General features: G+C 72.2%; 16 protein-coding genes. 6 read left to right on the forward strand and 10 right to left on the reverse strand.

Features of this window, described 5'->3' with window-relative positions; translation table 11 throughout:
• On the reverse strand, nucleotides 1–1,658 hold a 1,658-nt coding region (locus ACFW6B_RS29675), incomplete at its 3' end, for a S8 family serine peptidase (protein ID WP_386600700.1).
• 233 nt (nucleotides 1,659–1,891) lie between these two features.
• On the reverse strand, nucleotides 1,892–3,541 hold the full coding sequence (locus ACFW6B_RS29680) for a phospholipase A2 (protein WP_386600702.1): 1,650 nt from the start codon (nucleotides 3,539–3,541) through the stop codon (nucleotides 1,892–1,894).
• Between the two features lie 252 nt (nucleotides 3,542–3,793).
• Here ACFW6B_RS29680 and ACFW6B_RS29685 point away from each other — a divergent pair, with 252 nt between their 5' ends.
• Nucleotides 3,794–4,492, forward strand: a complete 699-nt coding sequence (locus tag ACFW6B_RS29685) for a hypothetical protein (protein WP_386600704.1) — start codon at nucleotides 3,794–3,796, stop codon at nucleotides 4,490–4,492.
• Nucleotides 4,493–4,804: 312 nt separating this feature from the next.
• Here ACFW6B_RS29685 and ACFW6B_RS29690 read toward each other — a convergent pair whose 3' ends face one another.
• Together ACFW6B_RS29690 and ACFW6B_RS29695 are read right to left on the reverse strand one after the other, a co-directional pair.
• The gene (locus ACFW6B_RS29690; RefSeq protein ID WP_386600706.1) at nucleotides 4,805–5,617 is read right to left on the reverse strand and encodes an alpha/beta fold hydrolase; all 813 of its coding nucleotides are present in this window, start codon (nucleotides 5,615–5,617) and stop codon (nucleotides 4,805–4,807) included.
• A 40-nt stretch (nucleotides 5,618–5,657) separates the two neighbouring features.
• Entirely contained in the window at nucleotides 5,658–6,323 is a 666-nt protein-coding gene (locus ACFW6B_RS29695; RefSeq protein WP_386600708.1) for a DUF4097 family beta strand repeat-containing protein, read from the reverse strand.
• A gap of 239 nt (nucleotides 6,324–6,562) precedes the next feature.
• Between ACFW6B_RS29695 and ACFW6B_RS29700 the strand changes: the two genes are divergently transcribed.
• Nucleotides 6,563–7,321: a helix-turn-helix domain-containing protein gene (locus ACFW6B_RS29700; protein WP_386600710.1), complete on the forward strand. Its 759-nt coding sequence runs from the start codon at nucleotides 6,563–6,565 to the stop codon at nucleotides 7,319–7,321.
• Between the two features lie 40 nt (nucleotides 7,322–7,361).
• Nucleotides 7,362–7,901 (forward strand): hypothetical protein, encoded by a 540-nt coding sequence (locus ACFW6B_RS29705; protein WP_386600712.1) that lies wholly within the window; start codon nucleotides 7,362–7,364, stop codon nucleotides 7,899–7,901.
• A gap of 36 nt (nucleotides 7,902–7,937) precedes the next feature.
• On the opposite strand, the gene ACFW6B_RS29710 is transcribed toward ACFW6B_RS29705, so the two are convergent.
• The 3 genes from ACFW6B_RS29710 to cimA form a co-directional block, all read right to left on the reverse strand.
• The gene (locus ACFW6B_RS29710; protein WP_386600714.1) at nucleotides 7,938–8,780 is read right to left on the reverse strand and encodes a DUF4097 domain-containing protein; all 843 of its coding nucleotides are present in this window, start codon (nucleotides 8,778–8,780) and stop codon (nucleotides 7,938–7,940) included.
• Between the two features lie 98 nt (nucleotides 8,781–8,878).
• Nucleotides 8,879–9,397 carry a hypothetical protein gene (locus ACFW6B_RS29715; protein WP_386600716.1) on the reverse strand — a complete coding sequence of 173 codons (519 nt, stop codon included), beginning with the start codon at nucleotides 9,395–9,397 and terminating at the stop codon, nucleotides 8,879–8,881.
• A gap of 215 nt (nucleotides 9,398–9,612) precedes the next feature.
• Nucleotides 9,613–11,244 (reverse strand): citramalate synthase, encoded by a 1,632-nt coding sequence (gene cimA, locus ACFW6B_RS29720; RefSeq protein ID WP_386600718.1) that lies wholly within the window; start codon nucleotides 11,242–11,244, stop codon nucleotides 9,613–9,615.
• A 528-nt stretch (nucleotides 11,245–11,772) separates the two neighbouring features.
• On the opposite strand from cimA, the gene ACFW6B_RS29725 reads away from it, so the two are divergent.
• The 3 genes from ACFW6B_RS29725 to ACFW6B_RS29735 all read left to right on the forward strand — a co-directional run bounded on the left by ACFW6B_RS29725 (nucleotide 11,773) and on the right by ACFW6B_RS29735 (nucleotide 14,829).
• A complete protein-coding gene (locus ACFW6B_RS29725) occupies nucleotides 11,773–12,180 on the forward strand; it encodes a hypothetical protein (protein WP_386600719.1) in 408 nt (135 codons plus the stop codon).
• Between the two features lie 288 nt (nucleotides 12,181–12,468).
• Nucleotides 12,469–13,989: an FAD-dependent monooxygenase gene (locus ACFW6B_RS29730; protein ID WP_386600722.1), complete on the forward strand. Its 1,521-nt coding sequence runs from the start codon at nucleotides 12,469–12,471 to the stop codon at nucleotides 13,987–13,989.
• A gap of 84 nt (nucleotides 13,990–14,073) precedes the next feature.
• The gene (locus ACFW6B_RS29735) at nucleotides 14,074–14,829 is read left to right on the forward strand and encodes a thioesterase II family protein (protein ID WP_386600724.1); all 756 of its coding nucleotides are present in this window, start codon (nucleotides 14,074–14,076) and stop codon (nucleotides 14,827–14,829) included.
• Nucleotides 14,830–14,903: 74 nt separating this feature from the next.
• Here the strand turns inward: ACFW6B_RS29735 and ACFW6B_RS29740 are convergent, their stop codons facing one another.
• The 3 genes from ACFW6B_RS29740 to ccrA are packed head-to-tail and all read right to left on the reverse strand — an operon-like array spanning nucleotide 14,904 to nucleotide 18,131.
• Nucleotides 14,904–15,788 (reverse strand): 3-hydroxybutyryl-CoA dehydrogenase, encoded by an 885-nt coding sequence (locus ACFW6B_RS29740; protein WP_386600726.1) that lies wholly within the window; start codon nucleotides 15,786–15,788, stop codon nucleotides 14,904–14,906.
• The gene (locus tag ACFW6B_RS29745) at nucleotides 15,785–16,774 is read right to left on the reverse strand and encodes a 3-oxoacyl-ACP synthase III family protein (RefSeq protein WP_386600729.1); all 990 of its coding nucleotides are present in this window, start codon (nucleotides 16,772–16,774) and stop codon (nucleotides 15,785–15,787) included. The genes ACFW6B_RS29740 and ACFW6B_RS29745 overlap by 4 nt, the downstream gene beginning before the upstream one ends.
• Nucleotide 16,775: 1 nt before the next feature.
• On the reverse strand, nucleotides 16,776–18,131 hold the full coding sequence (ccrA, locus tag ACFW6B_RS29750) for a crotonyl-CoA carboxylase/reductase (RefSeq protein WP_386600731.1): 1,356 nt from the start codon (nucleotides 18,129–18,131) through the stop codon (nucleotides 16,776–16,778).
• Nucleotides 18,132–18,163 lie beyond the last annotated feature (32 nt).

Genomic DNA, 18,163 nt, shown 5'->3' on the forward strand with positions numbered 1-18,163 from the left:
TTGACGGGGTCGTTGAAGCCGCTGCCCGTCGAGGTGAAGCTCCACAGCGCCGAATGACCGCGCCCGTCGGAGGTGTTGGCGTACTTGTACAGGACGGCCACGTCGGACTTGCCGTCGCCGTTGAAGTCGCCGGAGACGGTCTTGCTGAGGCTCCAGTTCCAGGACCCGGTGCCCGAGTCCCATTTCTTCACCGGGTTGTTGAAGCCGCTGCCGTTCGAGGTCTGCAGCCACAGGGCGGAGTGGTTGGTGCCGTCGGAGTTGGCCCCGTAGTCGTAGAGGTAGGCGGCGTCGGACTTGCCGTCACCGCTGAAGTCGCCGGGCTTGTCCGCCTTGCGGCCAAGTGCCTGGCCGATGTCGATGCGGGGGGTGGTGGCGCCGGTGTAGGTGACGGGCTTTCCCGTGTCCTCCAGCAGTTCTTCGAGAGCGGTGACGCTCTTGGCGGGGAACGCCTGGCGGAGGAGGGCGAGGGCGCCGGCCACGTGCGGGGCGGCCATGGAGGTGCCGCCCTTGGAGGCGTATCCGCCGCCGGGCACGGAGGAGACGATGCTGGTGCCGGGGGCGAAGAGGTCGAGCAGCGGGCCGCGGTTGGTGAAGGAGGACAGTTCGTCGTCGTCGGTCGTGGCGCCGACCGCGAGGGCGGAGGGGACGCAGGCGGGCGCGCTGACCGCGTCGGTGTATCCGTTGTTCCCGGCCGCGACGACGGTGGCGACACCGGAGTCGAGCAGCTGGTCGATCACCGCCTTGCGGGGGTCGCTCTCGCAGGCACCGGCGTAACGGCCGCCGCCGAGGCTGAGGTTGGCCGCGACGAGCGGGGTCCCGGACTGCTTGAGTTCCCAGACCTTCTCGAGCCCCGCGAGCTGGGCGCTGGTGAAGCTCCCTACGCAGGGTGCGGCGCCGACGCCGCAGAAGTCCTCCGAGCTGAACTTGCTGAAGATCTGGACGGCGACGATGCCGGCGCCGGGTGCGACGCCGCGGGCGGGGGCTCCGGTGATGTCCTTGCCGTTGCCGGCGGCGATGCCGGCCACGTGGGTTCCGTGGTCGCATTCGGCGATGGTCGCGCACGGCCCGGCCTCGGAGTCGGCCGCGCCGGTGCCCTCCTGCTCCTCGGCGCCGTTGGGGCACAGGCTGGTGGCGGAGGAGTCGGCGTCGGCCGGCGAGAAGCACGCCTCGGCGACGATCCGTCCCTTCAGGAACGGGTGGCTGGTGGCGACTCCCGTGTCCAGCACGGCGATCGCGGTGCCCGCACCGGTCTTGTCCGCCGCGGCGGGCGCGGTTCCGCCGATGAGGGGGACGCTCTGGTCCAGTGACGGCCGCGCCGGGACGTCCTCGGTGACGCTGACCACGTTGCTCTGGGCGGCCAGTTCCTCCAGGCCGGCCTGGTCCACCTTGACCGTGACCAGCGGCAGGGTCTGGAAGGTCTGCACCGTCTTGCCCGTGCCGGCCGCGGCGGACAGGTCCGCGCGCTGCTTGGTGAGGACGTTGACGCGGACCTTCTTGCCGTTCGCGGTCTTGTCGTAGAGCGGCGGGTCGATGGGGTCGGTCGTGTCTTCGGCTGCTGTCGAAGGGCTCGGCGGCGCGGATGCCTGGGCCGGTATCGCAGCGGCGAGGGAGAGGGCCGTCATCGCGGTGACGACCGTCATCCAGCTCGTTCTCTTCATGGCGCCTCGGTGAACAGGGGGCTTGTCCCGGCCCGGCCGTGGGAGGCAGGCGTGACTCAGCCCGGAGCGACGTGTGGAGGACAGCGGTGTGGTGCCGGGAAGTGGCGCACGGGTGTGCCGGGGGGGAGCCGGGCGGCGGGAGGTCCGCGCCGCCCGGCTCCGTCGTGCCCGGCCGGCATGCTGCCCGTGCGTGGTGTCGTGCTACGCGCCGTCGGGCGGCGCGGCGGCCCCGGTCAGGTGGCGTTGGCACCGTTCCTCGGGTTGCCCGCCAGGCCCACGGCCTTGTAGTAGGCGTACGCGAGGCCGTAGCACTTCGGCCTCTTCGTGATGCGGTAGGCGTTGCAGCTGTACTTCTTCATCGTCGTGTAGAAGGTGTTCTCGACGTCCGACTTCCTGCTGCGGTCGAGGTAGTACTTGTAGCCCTTGTACGTGTTGCCGATCAGGCCGTAGCCGTAGTCGTGCATGTCGCACGCGGGCCGGAAGTTGTAGCCGAGCGGCCAGCTGATGTTGGGTCCGGGGGTGCTGCAGCCGTCGTAGTTGATGCCCACGACGGCGTGTCCGGTCGGCGTCCGCTTCCAGTACGGCTTGTGCCAGCCGTAGTGCGCGGCCCACGCGGCGCAGCCGCTCTTGAGGTACCACATCCAGTCCACCGAGCGGGTGCAGTGACGGGGGTAGGCCTGCGAGTCGATGACCTCTCCGTCGGAGAAGTCCGTCGCCGGCGGGGCGGTGGCGGCCTCGTCGACGATGCCGGACGCACCCTCGAGGGGCGCCTCCGAGCTCGGGCGCGCGGGGCCGACCGGCTCGACGTCCGGGGCGGCCGAGCTGCCCGGGAAGCTCAGGTCCCAGTCGCCGTTGGTCTGCGAGGTGACGTCGGAGACACGTCCGACGGAGTCGTAGGCGTACGAGGAGACCGGCTCGGTGCCCTCGGACGGGTCGGCCACCGAACGCAGCAGGCCCGAGGCGTCGTAGGAGTAGCGCGCGAGCGTCTGTGTCGTCGCGCCGGTGGTGACGCTGATCTCCTTGGCGCGTCCGGTGAACTCGCCGAGGGTCGTGCCGGCGGCCGTCGTGGCGGTCGAGTAGGTGACCTTCAGCGACTGCGCCGGGGTGTCCCCGGCGGCGGCCTCGGTGACGGTGGAGACCCGGCCCTTGGTGTCGTAGCCGACGGTGGAGAGAGCGCCGTCGGCCACGGTGCCCACCCCGGTGACGCGCCAGGCGTCGGTACCCGGGGCGGCCTGCTTCCAGGTGTAGGTGGGGGCCAGCTTGTCGAGGTTGACGGGAGCGTCGGCATCGGTGTCGGCGGACTGGTCCGCGTCCGCGGCCGACCCGGCCACGCTGACGACCTCGGCGATGGTGGACACCAGGGTGCCTGACGTCTCGTCGAACCTGGTGGTCTCGGTGAGCTTGTCGCCCTCGGTGGTCGCGTACTTCTTGACGCCGCCGCCGCTCGGGTAGTCGACGCTGCTCTTGAGGGCGTAGGTGACCGGGGTGTTCGTGGTGAGGTCGGTGACGACGACGGAGTCGGTCTTGCGCTCCAGCTGGCGGTCGAGCTGGCCCCCCACGAACTCGGCTTCCCAGCCCGGACCGAAGACGCCCATGTCGGCGCGGGACGCGGGTGCGGACTCCGGCGTGGCGACACCTCCCGCCTGCGCGCTGACGGTGTGGCTGCGGCTCATGAGGCCTTCCGACACGTCCGTCTCGGAGATCTGGAAGGACTGGTCCGCGCTCAGGTACAGACCGGGACCGATCTGCTGGATGTCACCGTCCGCCAGCGGCGGATCGGCGACCGTGGCCGCCGCGGCGGACGAGGCGCCCGAAGGCGCCGCCCCCGCCGCCCCCGCCGCCCCCGCCGCCCCCGCCGCCCCCGCCGCCCCCTGCGGGAGCATCAGGGATAACGACAGTGCGGCAAACACGGGCAGCGCAATTCTGCGCACGAGTTCCCCCCTCGTGTTGGAAATGTGAATGATCCTTCAAGGAACGGTGCGGACAGTAGATCAGTTTCGATCGCTTCCACAACCCCCTTGGAAACAAAGGGAGTTCACCCATTTTTGGGCTCAGGCCAAACCTGGCCGACTACTCATCCGGCATGAGTACGCGTACTCATGCGGGGTGCGAAGCGCAGGTCGGAGACTGCGCGCATGACACGTCATCCCGCCCCCGCCTCGGCCCGCACCGGACGCGTCCTCGTGACCGCCGCCCTCGCCGCCCTGGCCCTTTGCGGCTGCGGCGGCAGCGAGCCGGGCGGTGACCGGGCGCAGGGCGGATCGGCCGGGAACGCCGGCTCCCGGGCGGGTGCCGCGTCCCCGGCCGAGCGGGCGGCGTTCGCGGCGATGCTCGCAAAGGTCGCGCGGCCGTGCTCCCCGGCAGGCGGGAACGCCCCGGGAGCGGGCGGCGGGAGCGCGCCCGAACCGAGGAAGGAGAAGCCGACCGGTCCGACCGGTCCGAGCGGCGAGCAGAGCCTCCCACCTGGGGAGAGTCCCCCGAGCGGCCCGATCGAGCCCGGTGCCCTCCCGGCAGGGCCCGAGGACCGGCTGAACGACCGCGACCGGTGCGCGAGCGTCCAGCACGAGCAGCGCATCATCGAGGCGCTGCAGAGGGTCTCCGCGCCCACCCCCGCCATGGTCCGCGAAACCCTCAACGGACTCGGCTACATCGACGAACGCATCCACGGCCTGGAGCAGGACGGCGGATCCACGCGTTTCCACCTCGACCTGCGCGAGAAGGGCGGCCGGCTCTGCGAGGCGGGCCTGGCCGCGGGCGAGCGGACGGACGTGACCGTGTGCGCGGCCCGCGCGACCGGGGCGTTCACCGTCACCGGCTCCGGTTCGTCGGGGTGAGACCGGCTGCGGGCATCGAAAAAGACCCTGCCCCGAATTCTTCGGGGCAGGGTCTTCGCAGAGCGCCGGGCAGGCCTTGCACCTGCATTTCCCCGCAGGAAGCGGGGCGTCTTTCCTTGGACCACCAACGCATCACCGGCCGGCGTGACTTCCGCCGTTCAGCTCAAGATCAATACTATCAGTACGGCGCGCCGGGCTCCAGACCTGCAAAAAAGACGAGGGTGAGCGCCGCGGGAAAGGCGGTGCTCACCCTCGGGGCGGGGCGGCGCGGGGTGGTCTCGTGGCGGGACGGGGTGCCGGGCGGCCGGGTCGTCAGTTCGCGCCCCGGGCGGCGTCGCGGATGGCCTCGGCCACGGCCGCGTGGTCCTTCTTCAGGATGGCGTCGTGGTTGCTGGGGACCTTCGCGCTGATCTCGATGTTCGGGTTGCGGACGGTCACCGCGTCGAGGGCGGCGCGGATCCGTTCCTGTTCGTCGCCCTTGCTCCCCAGGGACGCGCCGGAGGCGACGACGTAGCGCACCGGGACGGTGATGGCGTCCAGGACGGGGGCCAGTTCGCGTTCGCGGGCGAGCCTGCCGAGTTCGATGTTGGTGGCGGCCATCTGCTCGGCGTTCATCCGCGGGGCCAGGCCCGTCGGGCGCAGCAGCGGCAGGAACCAGCCCATCCTGCGGAACAGTTTCCGGATCCGGGCTTCCATGGCCTCGTCCAGCCAGTCGTAGGGCTGTGCGCCCTCGACCAGGACCGCGCCCAGGGCGCGTGAGGGGTTGCGGTGGGCCCAGTGGGCCCCGACGAAGGCGCCGTAGGACCAGCCGGCCACCACGGCGCGGTCCACTCCCCGGGCGGCGAGGACGGCGTCGACGTCACGGACGGCCGCCTCGAAGGAGTAGTCCGCCGAGCGCCTGGATTTGCCGCGGGCGCGTTCGTCGTAGGTGATGTGGCGCCATCCGGGCCCGAGGTCGGCGATGACCCGGCGCCAGTAGCCCTGGGTGGCGAACTGGCCGTTGAGGTAGAGGACGGGGGTGCCGGGGCCGCCGGTGTCGGTGACGGCGAGGGCGGTGTCGTCGACGGGGACCATGCCGGTCCAGGGTGCCCCGTTCGCGGGGGTGTTGTTCTTGTTCTTCTTCATGGGTCTCTTCTCTCTTCTGCCGGGTGCGCCGGGGGGCGGGTCAGAGGCTGCGGGCGGTGATGTCGCCGCGGGAGGTGGTGGCCCGGATGTCGAGTGCGGGGGTGCCGTCGTTCTTGAGGGTGTCGGCGATGCGGCCGTCGGCGGTGCCGGCGTCCAGCCGGGCCGAGACGCCGGGGGCGGCGGTGACGGTGATGTCGCCGAGCTGGGTGTCGAGCACGAGCGTGCCGCGCACGGCCTCGGCGACGCGGATGGCGCCGCGTGCGGTGCTGATCCGTGCGGGGCCCTCCAGCCGGCCGACCTCGACGTCGCCGTCGCTCGCGGTCAGGCGCAGGCTCGCGGCCTCGTCGATCCGGATGTGGCGCCAGGCGCCGTCGAAGGCGATGTCGCCGAGGCGTCCCTCGCAGCGCAGTTCGGCACCGTCGGTCCTGGCCTCGACGTGGGAGCCGGCGGGGAGCTGGACGGTGACCTCCAGGGATCCGGTGGCGCCGAGGAGTCCGTCGCCGCCGGCCGGGGCGGTGATCCGCAGGACGCCGTCGGCGCAGGTGACGGTGGTCCGCGTGGCGGCCTTGGTGTCGCGGCTCCTGGCGGGGTCGGCGGGCAGGATCTCGACGACCGTGTCGGTGCGGTCCGCGGCGACGAACCGGATGCGTCCGGCGGGGACGTCCAGGACGGCGGAGACCGGGGCGGGGGTGTCGAAGGTGCGCATCGTGCTCTCCCTTGCTCACGGGTCGTTTCTGACATTGGAAACGCTACGTTGCTTTCCGTCGCCGGGCAACATGCCCGTTGCATAGAATCTATATCTACGCAGGTGAACAGCTTAAAAATGTTGCAACGAGTTGGAAGGTAACGCAACATCGACCGACGCGATCATTGCAATGGGTGAGAGGTGAACGCTATGGTGAGGGGGTTCAGGGACCACCGCGAGGGATCACCGAGGAGACCGCGATGCCGGGAGGCAGACTCACCCAGCAGGAACGCCAGCAGATCGCGCTGGGGCTGGCCGACAGCCTCCCCTACGCCGAGATCGCCCGGGGGCTCGGCCGTCCCACCTCGACGGTCACGCGTGAGGTGATGCGCAACGGCGGTCCCACCGCCTACCGCGCCAACCTGGCCCACCGTGCCACCGAACGCCGTGCCCACCGGCGCAGGACCGCCCCCTCCCGCGGGCCGGAGGCGGCCCCCCTGGCGCACGGGCGCGACGCCGAGGCCGTGGCCGAGTACGAGGAGACGTTCACCACCGTCCTCATGGGCTCGGGCATGCCCAAGATCCCGGCCCGGGTGCTGACCTGCCTGTTCACCTCCGACGCGGGCAGCCTCACCGCGTCCGAGCTCGCCCAGCGCCTCCAGGTCAGCCCGGCGTCCATCTCCAAGGCCATCACGTTCCTGGAGAGCCAGAGCCTCGTGCGCCGGGAACGCGACGAGGGCCGCCGCGACCGCTACGTCGTCGACAACGAGCTCTTCTACCAGGCGACGATCGCCAGCGCCCGGGCCAACGACGAGGTCGTCAGGACCGCGCGCCAGGGCGTGGCCGTCCTCGGCCGTGACACCCCCGCCGCCGTCCGCCTGGAGAACGTCGCCCGCTTCCTCGACTTCATCAGCGAGAGCATCACCCGCGCCGCCGAACAGGCCCGCGAGGTCCTGCACTCCGGGCTCGGGACGGACTCCCGGGAGACCGCGCCGAAGGACGCCGGCCACGACGGCTGAGGCCCTGTCGCCCCGGGGTGGCCGCGCCTACGCTGACGCCGTGACGCTGGTGTGGGTGACGGGCAATTCAGGGGCCGGCAAGTCCACGGTCTGCGAGGCGCTGCGGGCGCGCGGCCATGTCGCGTTCGACGCCGACGAGGACGGCTTCTGCCACTGGATCGACCGGGTGCGGGGCGAGGCCGTGACGGATCCTCCGTACCCGGTTCCCGGGGGCTGGCTCCACCGGTACGGGTGGGTGATCGTCCGCGAGCGCGTCGAGGCCCTCGCCGAACAGGCCCGTTCCCGCGTCGTGTTCCTGTGCGGGTCGGCGGAGAACGAGGCGGACGTCCTCGGCCTGTTCGACCTCCTCGTGTGCCTGGTGATCGACGAGGCCACCCTGCGCCACCGGCTCGCGACCCGCACCACGAACGCCTTCGGCCGGCACCCCGAGGAGCTCGCGGCGGCCCTGGAGTGGAACCCCCGGACCCGATCGCTCTACGAGGGCCTCGGCGCGACGGTCGTCGACGCGTGCGAGCCGGTGGCCGAGGTCGCGGACCGCGTCGTCGACGCGGCCCGGGGGCTCGCGGGGCCCGCCCGGTAGCCCCTCCCCCTCCCCCGCCCGCCGCCGGGGCCGGGGTCAGGAACGGGCGCGGCTGACGTGGATGTTGCCGTGGCGGGTGCGGGCGCGGATGGTGACGGTGTCCTCGCTCTTCTCCGGGCTCTCGGAGGCGGTGAGGGTGTTGCGCACCTGGCCGGAGCCCGCGCTGATGTCGAGCCAGGCGGCCGTGCCCTCGCGGACGCCGATCTCGATGGCGCCGTAGGCGGTCTCCAGCTGGACGGTGCCGCGGGCCACCTCGTCCACGCGGATGGTGCCGTGGGCGGTGGTGGCGGTGACCGAGTCGGCGGCGCGCCGGATCTCGATGTCGCCGTTGGCGTTGTTCACCCGCAGTTCGCCGGTCACGCCGTCGACGGTCGTGCCGCCGTGGGAGTTCTTCAGGACGGCGGGGCCGTCGATGAGGCCGACGCGCAGGCTGCCGGTGCTGGTGGTGATCTCGGCCTTGCCCTCGACCCGCTCGACGGTGATCGAGCCGTGCGAGGCGGTCAGCTGCATCGGGCCGGTCGTATCGAAGCGGGTGTCGCCGGAGGAGGTCTTCACGCGGACCTCGCCGAGCCGGCCCTCGCCGATCACCTGGGTCCAGGCCCCGGTGACGTCGATGCGTGAGCCGGCGGGCAGTTCGACCGTCACGTCGACGGTGCCGCTGCGGCCGAAGAGGTTGGAGCGGGGCGTGCGGACGGTCAGGGCGCCGCCGGCGTATCTGACCTCGGTCTGCTCGGCGGTCCGCGTGTCCAGGCTCTTGTCCGGGTCGCGGGGGCGTACCTCGACGGCGGTGTCGGTGCGCTCGGCGGCGGTGAACTGGATGGAGCCGGCATCCACGCGCGCCGTGACCTCGATCGCTTCGGGGGTGTCGAAAGTAGGCATGGCTGCCCCGTCCTCCGGGTGTTCAGGGTGTCCCGCTGGTGGGACGTGGTGTGAGCGAAGCGGTGCGGGTGCGGGTGCGGGTGCGGGTGCGGGTGCGGTCAGCGCACCCAGCCGGTGAAGCTCTGGCCGACGGCCTGGGCGCGTTCGGGGGCGCGGGGCCGGGTGCCGCCGTCGACGGCGGCCGACACGGCGCGTACCAGCCATGCGTTGACCGACAGGCCCTCGCGGCTCGCCGCCTCCTCGGCGCGTGCCTTGAGGTGGGCGGGCAGCCGCAGGTTGACGCGGGCGGTGCCGCCCTCGTCGCCGTCGGCCGGGGCCGGGGCCCTGAGGGGCTCGGCGGGTTCGGCCGGTTCGGTGGCGGTGCCCTCGTCGGCGGGGGGCAGGGTGACCACGAAGGCGGGGTCCAGGCCGCGCAGCCTTACGTCGACCGAGCCGGGCGCGAGCTCACGGGTGATCTCGTCCATCGCGGCGGACAGGACGTTGAGCATGACCAGCCGGGTCGCCGACTCCAGCGGGGCGGTCAGCCGCTCGGCCAGCTCGCCGGCTTCCTTGCCGCCCGCCTCGGCGGCCACCGCGAGTTCCCGGCGGAGAGTGTCGACATACGGCGCAAGATCCATGGCGCCATAATCGCACCATATTGGCGCCACATGCAAGCTTCGGGCGCGGCCCCGGGAGGAGGGCTCCCCCGGCGGGCCGTTCAGCTGTGGAAACACCGAGGGGCCATCCGGGGCGTCGTGGCGCCATGCGCGGTCTTGTGCCGTGCGGCCGGCGGCCGCGGGTGCCGTGGGGCGGGCGGGGGTCGGGGGCGCTGCCCCGGCCGGGGGTGGCCGGGTCAGTCGACGGGTTCGACGCCCGCCCGCAGCAGGCCGTAGGTGTAGGCGTCCTCCAGCGCCTGCCAGGAGGCGGCGATGACGTTCTCGGCGACGCCCACCGTGGACCACTCGTAGCGGCCGTCCGTCATGGAGATCAGGACCCGGGTCGTGGACTCGGTGCCGTGCCGGGCCTCCAGGATGCGGCCCTTGTAGTCGACCACTCCCAGGCGGGCGAGCTGCGGGTAGATCTGCTCCAGGCCCACGCGCAGGGCGCGGTCCAGGGCGTTGACCGGGCCGTTTCCCTCGGCGGCGGCGACGATGCGCTCGCCCTTGGCCCACAGTTTCACCGTGACCTCGTTGGCGTGGCTGCCGTCGGGGCGGTCCTCCAGGATGGCCCGCCAGGACTCGACGCGGAAGTAGCGCAGCGGTCTGCCCTCGGCCTCGGCGCGCAGCAGGAGTTCGAAGGAGGCGTCGGCGGCTTCGTAGGTGTAGCCCTTCAGTTCGCGTTCCTTGACGCGTTCGACGATCCGGCCGACCAGTTCGCGGTCGCCGCCGAGGTCGATGCCGAGCTCCTTGCCCTTGAGCTCGACGGAGGCGCGGCCGGCCATGTCGGAGACCAGCATGCGCATGGTGTTGCCGACCTGCTCGGGGTCGATGTGCTGGTAGAGGCCGGGGTCGACCTTGATGGCGGAGGCGTGCAGGCCGGCCTTGTGCGCGAACGCGGAGACACCCACGTAGGGCTGGTGGGTGCAGGGGGTCAGGTCGACGACCTCGGCGATCGCGTGGGAGATGCGGGTGGTCTCGCGGAGCCTGCCCTCGGGCAGGACCTTCATGGCGTACTTCAGCTCCAGCGCGGCGACCACCGGGAAGAGGTTGGCGTTGCCGACCCGCTCGCCGTAGCCGTTGGCGGTGCACTGCACGTGGGTGGCGCCCGCGTCGACGGCGGCCAGGGTGTTGGCGACCGCGCAGCCGGTGTCGTCCTGGGCGTGGATGCCCAGGCGCGCGCCGGTGTCGGCCAGGACCGTCTGCACGATCGCCTGGACCTGGGCGGGGAGCATGCCGCCGTTGGTGTCGCACAGCACCACCACGTCGGCGCCGGCCTCGTGCGCGGCGCGCACCACGGACTTGGCGTAGGCGGGGTTGGCGCGGTAGCCGTCGAAGAAGTGCTCGCAGTCCACGAAGACACGGCGGCCCTCGGCGACCAGGTGGGAGACGGTGTCGCGGACCATCTCCAGGTTCTCCTCCAGCGTGGTGCGCAGCGCGAGCTCCACGTGCCGGTCGTGGGACTTGGCGACCAGCGTGATCACCGGGGCACCGGAGTCCAGGAGCGCCTTGACCTGGAGGTCCTCGCTCGCCTTGCCGCCGGCCCTGCGGGTGGCCCCGAAGGCCACGAGCCGGGCGCTGTGCAGGCGGAGTTCGCTTTGCGCGCGGGCGAAGAACTCGGTGTCGCGGGGGTTGGCGCCGGGCCAGCCGCCCTCGATGAAGCCCACCCCGAAGTCGTCCAGGTGCCGCGCGATGGCCAGCTTGTCCGCCACGGTGAGGTTGATGCCCTCGCGCTGCGCGCCGTCGCGCAGCGTCGTGTCGAAGACGTGGAAGAGATCGCCGGGTTCGCCGGCGGTGTTCCCGGTGCGTTCGCCCACGCTGGTCCTCATGCCGACCATCTCCTGTTCGGGATCTCGGTCCACCGGGATGACCGGCTGCACCGTCCATCTATGGCCCCTCGCGCTCGCTTCCCGGTCGAGGATGGGCACAGGGGCGGCGCGGGCCGGCCGCCGGTTCCCGCCCGGCCGCTCGAGGCCGGGCGGAGCCCCGGACGACGGTCGCCAGAGCGCGCCGGGCGTCTCCAGCGGCGCTCGAGGTCTCCTCGAGCGGGGCGTGCGAGGCTCGGGGCGTGAGCTCCGGTGCGGACGGTCATGAGCCTTCCGGGAGCGCCGACGGGCCCGCCGGTGTCCCCACAATCCTTCGAGGGTGCCGGTGGGCCTCCTGTCTGTCGCCGTCGATATTCGGTCGCTCTGGCACCGGGGGCACGCCGGTCGAGCTGTGGCTTTACGAGCACGGCCCACTTCTTGGCTCATATTGGCGCCACTAATGGCTCGTCATGGCGCCATAGGTGTGCCACAGTGGGGCCAAGCAATCGGAGCGACGCCGGGCGCGGCGCACGACACGAAGGAGCCCCCTCCATGTCCATCACCCTCAGCGACCAGGACAAGACCACCCTGCGCACCGCCGCCTACGGCGCCGTGACGCTGATGGCCGCGGCCGCCGGTGCCGCCTCCCCGCACAAGGTGGCCACCCAGGGCAGCATCGCCCTGACCACCGGCACCGGCCTGGTCGGCCACGTGCTGGCGGAGAAGTCCTCGGTCGGCGACATGGGCGGCAAGTCCGCGGCCGAGATCGCCGACCGTGTGCTGCCCGCCCTGACCGCCTCCGTGCAGCTGCTGAAGAAGCAGGCCCCCGAGGAGGCCGACAACTTCCGCAGCACCGTCCTCGTCGCCGTCGAGGCCGCCGCCCTCGCCTCCAAGGGCGAGCCCGGCCCCACCCTCACCGCGACCGCCCAGAAGATCACCGCCGCCCTCGACGCCGCCTGACACGGGCCGCGCCGCAGGCAGGCCCCGGCACCGCTCCGTGCCGCCGCACGCCCCGGCTCCGCCGGAGAACCCTCCGGCGGAGCCGGGGCGTGTCCGGCGGCTCCCGTCCTCGTACACCGCCGCGTGTCCCGCCGGCGGGACACGCGGGACCGGCCGGCGGGACACGGCAAGCCCGCCCGTGAACCGCCGCGCACCACAGCCCGGTCGCCTTGAACCGCTCCCCCGCGTGCGTGAGCGTGGGGGGTCACGGGATGCCGTGACGGACGCGGCGGAAACGAGGGGGCACACGTGGGACACACCGGCACGGACACGGATGTGGTGATCGCGGGCGCCGGGCCCACGGGCCTGATGCTCGCCTGCGAACTGCGCCTGGCGGGCGCCGAGGTGATCGTGGTCGAGCGGCTCGCGCAGCGCTCGGGCGAGTCACGGGCCGGCGGGATCCACTCGCGCACCCTGGAGGTGCTCGACCAGCGCGGGATCCTCGACCGCTTCCTGGCGGAGGGCGAACTGCAGCCGGTGGGCCACTTCTCCGGCCTCTACCTCGACTTCGACGAGTCCGAGTCCCGGCACCCCTACCCGCTGATGATCCTGCAGTCCGCCATCGAGCGGCTGCTGGAGGAGTGGGCCCTGGAGCTCGGCGTGCAGGTGCGCCGCGCGTGCGAGGTCGACGGGATCGGCCAGGACGAGCACGGCGTGACGGTGCGGACCCGCGGGGCGCGGGAGACGTCCGCGGTGCTGCGCGCCCGCTATCTGGTGGGCTGCGACGGCGGGCGCAGCACGGTGCGCAAGCTGGCGGGCATCGGCTTCCCCGGCACCGAGGCGACGATGACGGCGCTGATCGGTGACGTCGAACTGCCCGGTCTGACCGAGGACTACGTATGGGTGCGGCGCACGCCGGTCGGGGACTGGTCGGCGATCGCGTTCGAGCCGGGCTGGCACCGGGTGATCACCTCGGAGTTCGACCGGGTCGCCGACCGCGACGAGGAGGTGACGTTCGAGGGGCTGCGCGCGTCCCTGGTCAGGGTCGCGGGCACCGATTTCGGCATGCGCAACCCCCGGTGGGTCTCCCGGTTCAACGACGCGGCGCGGCAGGCCGACCGGTACCGCAAGGGGCGGGTGCTGCTCGCGGGCGACGCGGCGCACATCCACTTCCCGGCCGGCGGGCAGGGGCTGAACATGGGCGTGCAGGACGCGGTCAACCTGGGCTGGAAGCTCGCCTCGGTGGTGCGCGGCCGGGCGCCGGAGAGTCTGCTGGACAGCTACCACGCCGAGCGGCATCCGGTCGGGGAGCGGGTGCTGCACAACACCCGCGCGCAGTCGGCCCTGGTGCGTCCCGGGCCGCAGACGGACGCGCTGCGCGAGGTGTTCGCTTCCCTGATGGTGTTCGACGAGGTCAACCAGTACCTGCGTCATCTGCTGACGGCCCTGGACATCCGCTACCCCGTCGAGGGCGAGCACCCGCTGACCGGGCGCCGGGTCCCCGACGCCGACCTGAAGACCTCCGGGGGCACCGGCGGGGTCCACGAGCTGCTGCACGCCGCCCGCCCGGTCCTGCTCGACCTGTCCGGCGACACGACGTGGACGGCGGCCGTCGCGAAGGGCTGGGCCGACCGCGTGGACGTCGTCGGGGCACGCGGCGAGGACGACCACTGGATCGTCCCGGCCCTCGGTGAGGTCCCCGCGCCGGCCGCGGTCCTGATCCGCCCGGACGGCCACGTCGCCTGGGCCTCATCCGCCGGCGCGGCGCCCGACGGCACCGCACTGCGCACCGCCCTCGAAACCTGGTTCGGCCCGGCCCTGGAAGGCTGAGCGGCCTTTTACCGAGACCGACGGCCGGCCGGTCCGCTGCCTGCGGGATCCGGCCGTGACGACCCCAGAAGGGACACCCCGACAGTGAACAGCACGTGGTTGCGACGCTTCACCACGACCGCAGGAGAGGGGCCGCTGCTCGTGTGCTTCCCGCACGCGGGAGGCTCCGCGACGGCGTTCAAGGACCTGGCGCGCCTGCTGCACCCGGACCTCGACGTGGTGTCCGTGCAGTACCCGGGCCGCCAGGACCGCTACCGCGAGGAGCCGTTCACGGCCCTGGGGCCGCTCGCGGAGGCGGTGGCCGACGAGCTGGCCCGTGAACTGGCCGCGGACGGGCGGCCCTACGCCCTGTTCGGGCACAGCATGGGCTCGCTGGTGGCGTTCGAGACGGCCCGGCTGCTCGCCGCGCGCCGGCTGCCCGCCCCGCGGCGGGTGTTCTTCTCCGGCCGGGGCGGTCCCGACCTCAGGGACCGTGCCTACGACCTCTACGACGACGCCGACATGCTGGCCGAGGTGCGCCGGCTGGGCGGCACCGACCAGTCGATGCTGGAGGACCCCGACATCCTGGACCTGGTGCTGCCGGCGCTGCGGGCCGACTACCGCGTCCTGGGCACCTACCGCGGGCCCGTCGGCGTGTCGCTCACGGTCCCGGTGACCGCCCTGATCGGGGACAGCGACCCGATCGCGACGGTCGAGGACGCCCGCACCTGGCGGGAGCACACCAGCGGCGACTTCCGGGTGGAGGTGTTCCCCGGCGGGCACTTCTACCTCTTCGACCAGCTCGAGCGGGTCGCCGCCGCCGTCACCGAGGACCTCTTCACGCGGGCCGTCGCGTCCTGACCCGCGCGGCACGCACAAAAGGGGGAGGGCCCGGATCACCCCGGGCCCTCCCCCTTTTTTTGTGCGTGGCGCGCTCAGGCGTAGGTGTGGAAGCCGCGGCCGGACTTCTTGCCCAGCAGGCCGCCCTCGACCATGCGCAGCAGCAGCGGCGGCGGCGCGTACAGGGGCTCCTTGAACTCCTCGTACATGGCCCGGGCGATGGAGACGGTGGTGTCCAGGCCGATGAGGTCGGCGAGCCGCAGCGGGCCCATCGGGTGGGCGCAGCCCTGTTCCATGCCCTGGTCGACGACCTCGGCGGTGGCAAGTCCCGATTCGACCATGCGGATCGCGGACAGCAGGTAGGGGAAGAGCAGGGCGTTGACGAGGAAGCCGGCCCGGTCCGGGGAGGCGACGGGTTTCTTGCCCAGGGTGTCGCGGACGAAGGCCAGCGCCCGCTCGCCGGTCCTCTCCTCGGTCAGGACCGAGGAGACGAGCTCGACCAGGGGCAGGGCGGGCACGGGGTTGAAGAAGTGGATGCCGAGGACCTGGCCGGGGCGGCGGGTGGCGGCGGCGAGCCGGGCGACGGGGAGGGAGGAGGTGTTGGTCGCCAGGATCGCGTCCGGGTCCTCGACGGTCTTGTCGAGGGTGGCGAACAGCTCCAGTTTGAGCTGCTCGTCCTCCTTGACGGCCTCGATGACCAGCTGCCGGTCGGCGAGGTCGGCGAGGTCGCGGGTGAACGACACCCTCTCCAGGGCCGCGTCGCGTTCGGAGGCGGTCAGTTTGCCCTTGGCCACGCCCCGTTCCAGGGATGCGGCCAGCCGCTGCGGCGCCGTGGTCAGGGAGGCTTCGGAGAACACGGCGACCTTCACGTCCAGCCCGTTCTTCGCGCACAGTTCGGCGATGCCGGTGCCCATGATGCCGCTGCCGGCGACGCCCACCCGCTCGATGGCGGGTGCGGCCTTGTGTGTGGACGTGGTCATGGCTGGGTCCCCCAGTTCAGAAGTGTCGCCCCGATCGACATGCCGCCGCCGAACCCGGCGAGCAGGACCAGGTCTCCCTGCTTGAGCGCGCCGGTGCGGTTGGCCTCGTCCAGGGCGACCGGTACGGAGGCGCTGCCGACGTTGCCGTACCGGGTCAGCGTGCGGTGGGTGTGCGCGGCGCCCAGTCCGGTGCGCTCGACGACCTCGCCGAGCATGACGCCGTTGGCCTGGTGCGGTACGAAGTGGTCGACCGCCGCGATGTCGACGCCGGCCCTGTGGGTGAGGGCGAGAAGCGCGGGCGGGACGTGCTCGGCGACGAAGTCCCGTACGCCGCGGCCGTCCATCTTGAAGTAGTGGCCGCCCTCGGCGACGGTCGCCGCCGAGGCGGGTCTGCGGCTGCCGCCGGCCTCGACGCGGATCAGGTGGTGGGCGTCGCCGCGGCTGGACAGGTCGGTGGCGATGATCCCGTGCGGCTCGGGGACCGCGCCGACGACCGCGGCGCCGGCGCCGTCGGCGAACAGGATCGCGGTCCTGCGGTCGGTGAAGTCCAGGATCCGGGAGTAGACGTCCGCGCCGATCACCAGGATGCGGGCGGCCGGGTTCACGGTCACCAGGCTGTGGGCCAGCGCCAGGGCGTAGACGAAACCGCTGCACACGACGTTGATGTCGAAGCAGGCCGCGCCGTAGGCGCCCAGGCCGTGCTGGACCAGGTGGGAGGTGGGCGGCTGCGGGAAGTCGCCGGTGGAGGTGGAGACGATGATGTGGTCGACCTGCTCGGGTGTCAGCCCGGCTTGTTCCAGGGCGCGTTCGGCTGCCTTGACGGCCAGGTCGGAGGTCGCCTCGTGCTCGGCGGCGTAGCGCCGGGAGCGGATCTGTGTCTTGCGTTCGATCCATTCCGCGGTGACGCCGACGCGTTCGGCGACCTCTTCGTTGCCGACCTCGTGCTTGGGCAGGTAGGAGCCGGTGGAGAGTATGCCGATGCCCATGTCAGGTCGCCTCGGCCCGGTCGGGTGCGCCGCGGCGCAGCGGGTTGAGGGCTCGCGTGCCGATCTTCTCGCGCAGGGCGGGGTCGGTGACGCCGAGTCCTTCTTCGGGGGCCAGGCAGAGCACGCCGACCTTTCCGGTGTGCTTGTTCTGCTGGACCAGTCGTGCGGCCTCGCCGACGTCCGCGAGGGGGTAGACCTCGGACAGGACCGGCGCAAGGTGTCCGAGGTGGAAGAGGCGGTTGCACTCGGCCTGTTCCTGGAGGTTGGCGGCGTGGCTGCCGATGATCTTCTTGAGGTTCATCCACAGGTAGCGGTTGTCGAAGTGGTGGTCGTAGCCGGTGCTGGAGCCGCAGGTGACGACGGTGCCGCCCTTGCGCACGACGAACACGGAAATCCCGAAGGTGGCCCGGCCGACGTAGTCGAACACGACGTGCGGGTCCTCGCCGACCTGGCGGCGGATCTCGCGTCCGAGCCGTTTGCCCAGTTCGATGGTGCGCTCGGGGGTGAGCGCGTCGTCGCCGCCCATGCCGATGTCGTTGCGGTCGATGACCACGTCGCAGCCCAGGCGGCGCAGCGCCCTTGCCTTGTGCTCGGAGCTGACGACGCCGATGGGGATGCCGCCGGCGTTCTTGACCATCTGTACGGCGAAGGCGCCGAGGCCGCCGGTGGCGCCCCAGATCAGGACGATGTCGCCCTGTTTGATGCGGGCGCCGTTGTCGCCGACCAGCATGCGGTAGGAGGTCGCCGCGGTCAGCAGTACCCCGGCCGACTCCTCCCAGGTCAGGTGGGCGGGTTTGGGCAGGAGCTGGCTGGCGCGGACCACCGCGTAGTGGGCCAGGCCGCCGAAGTTGGTCTCGTAGCCCCAGATCTTCTGGCCCTGCCCGAGCATCGCGTCGGCGTGGGTGGCCGGTTCCTGTTCGTCGACCTGGACGCAGCTGACGACGACGTGGTCGCCGGTCTTCCAGTGCCGCACCCCGGCGCCGGCGCGTACGACGACGCCGGAGGCGTCCGAGCCGACCACGTGGTGGGGCAGGTCGTGCCGGGCGGCCCAGCCGCCCTGGCGGGCGCCGCGCTCGAGGAACGCGAAGGTGGGCACCGGCTCGAACGTGGCCGACCAGACGGTGTTGTAGTTGATGGAGCTCGCCATGACGGCGACGACCACCTCGTCCGGCGCGAGGTCGGGCATGGGGACCTCGCCGACGTGCAGCGACTTGCGGACGTCACGGTCCGCGACGCCGTCGAACATGCCGAGGTCCGCGGCCAGCAGGTGCGCCGCCCGGTAGTGCGAGGGCAGTTCGTGCCGCCCGAGTTCGTCCGGGCCGGCCCCGGACAGCAGGGCCTGTGTCAGAGAATCCATGGCTTCCTTCGCTTTGCCGTGCCGAACCGCTG

Source organism: Streptomyces sp. NPDC058751 (genome assembly GCF_042746485.1).
In the GTDB taxonomy this organism is placed as follows: domain Bacteria; phylum Actinomycetota; class Actinomycetes; order Streptomycetales; family Streptomycetaceae; genus Streptomyces.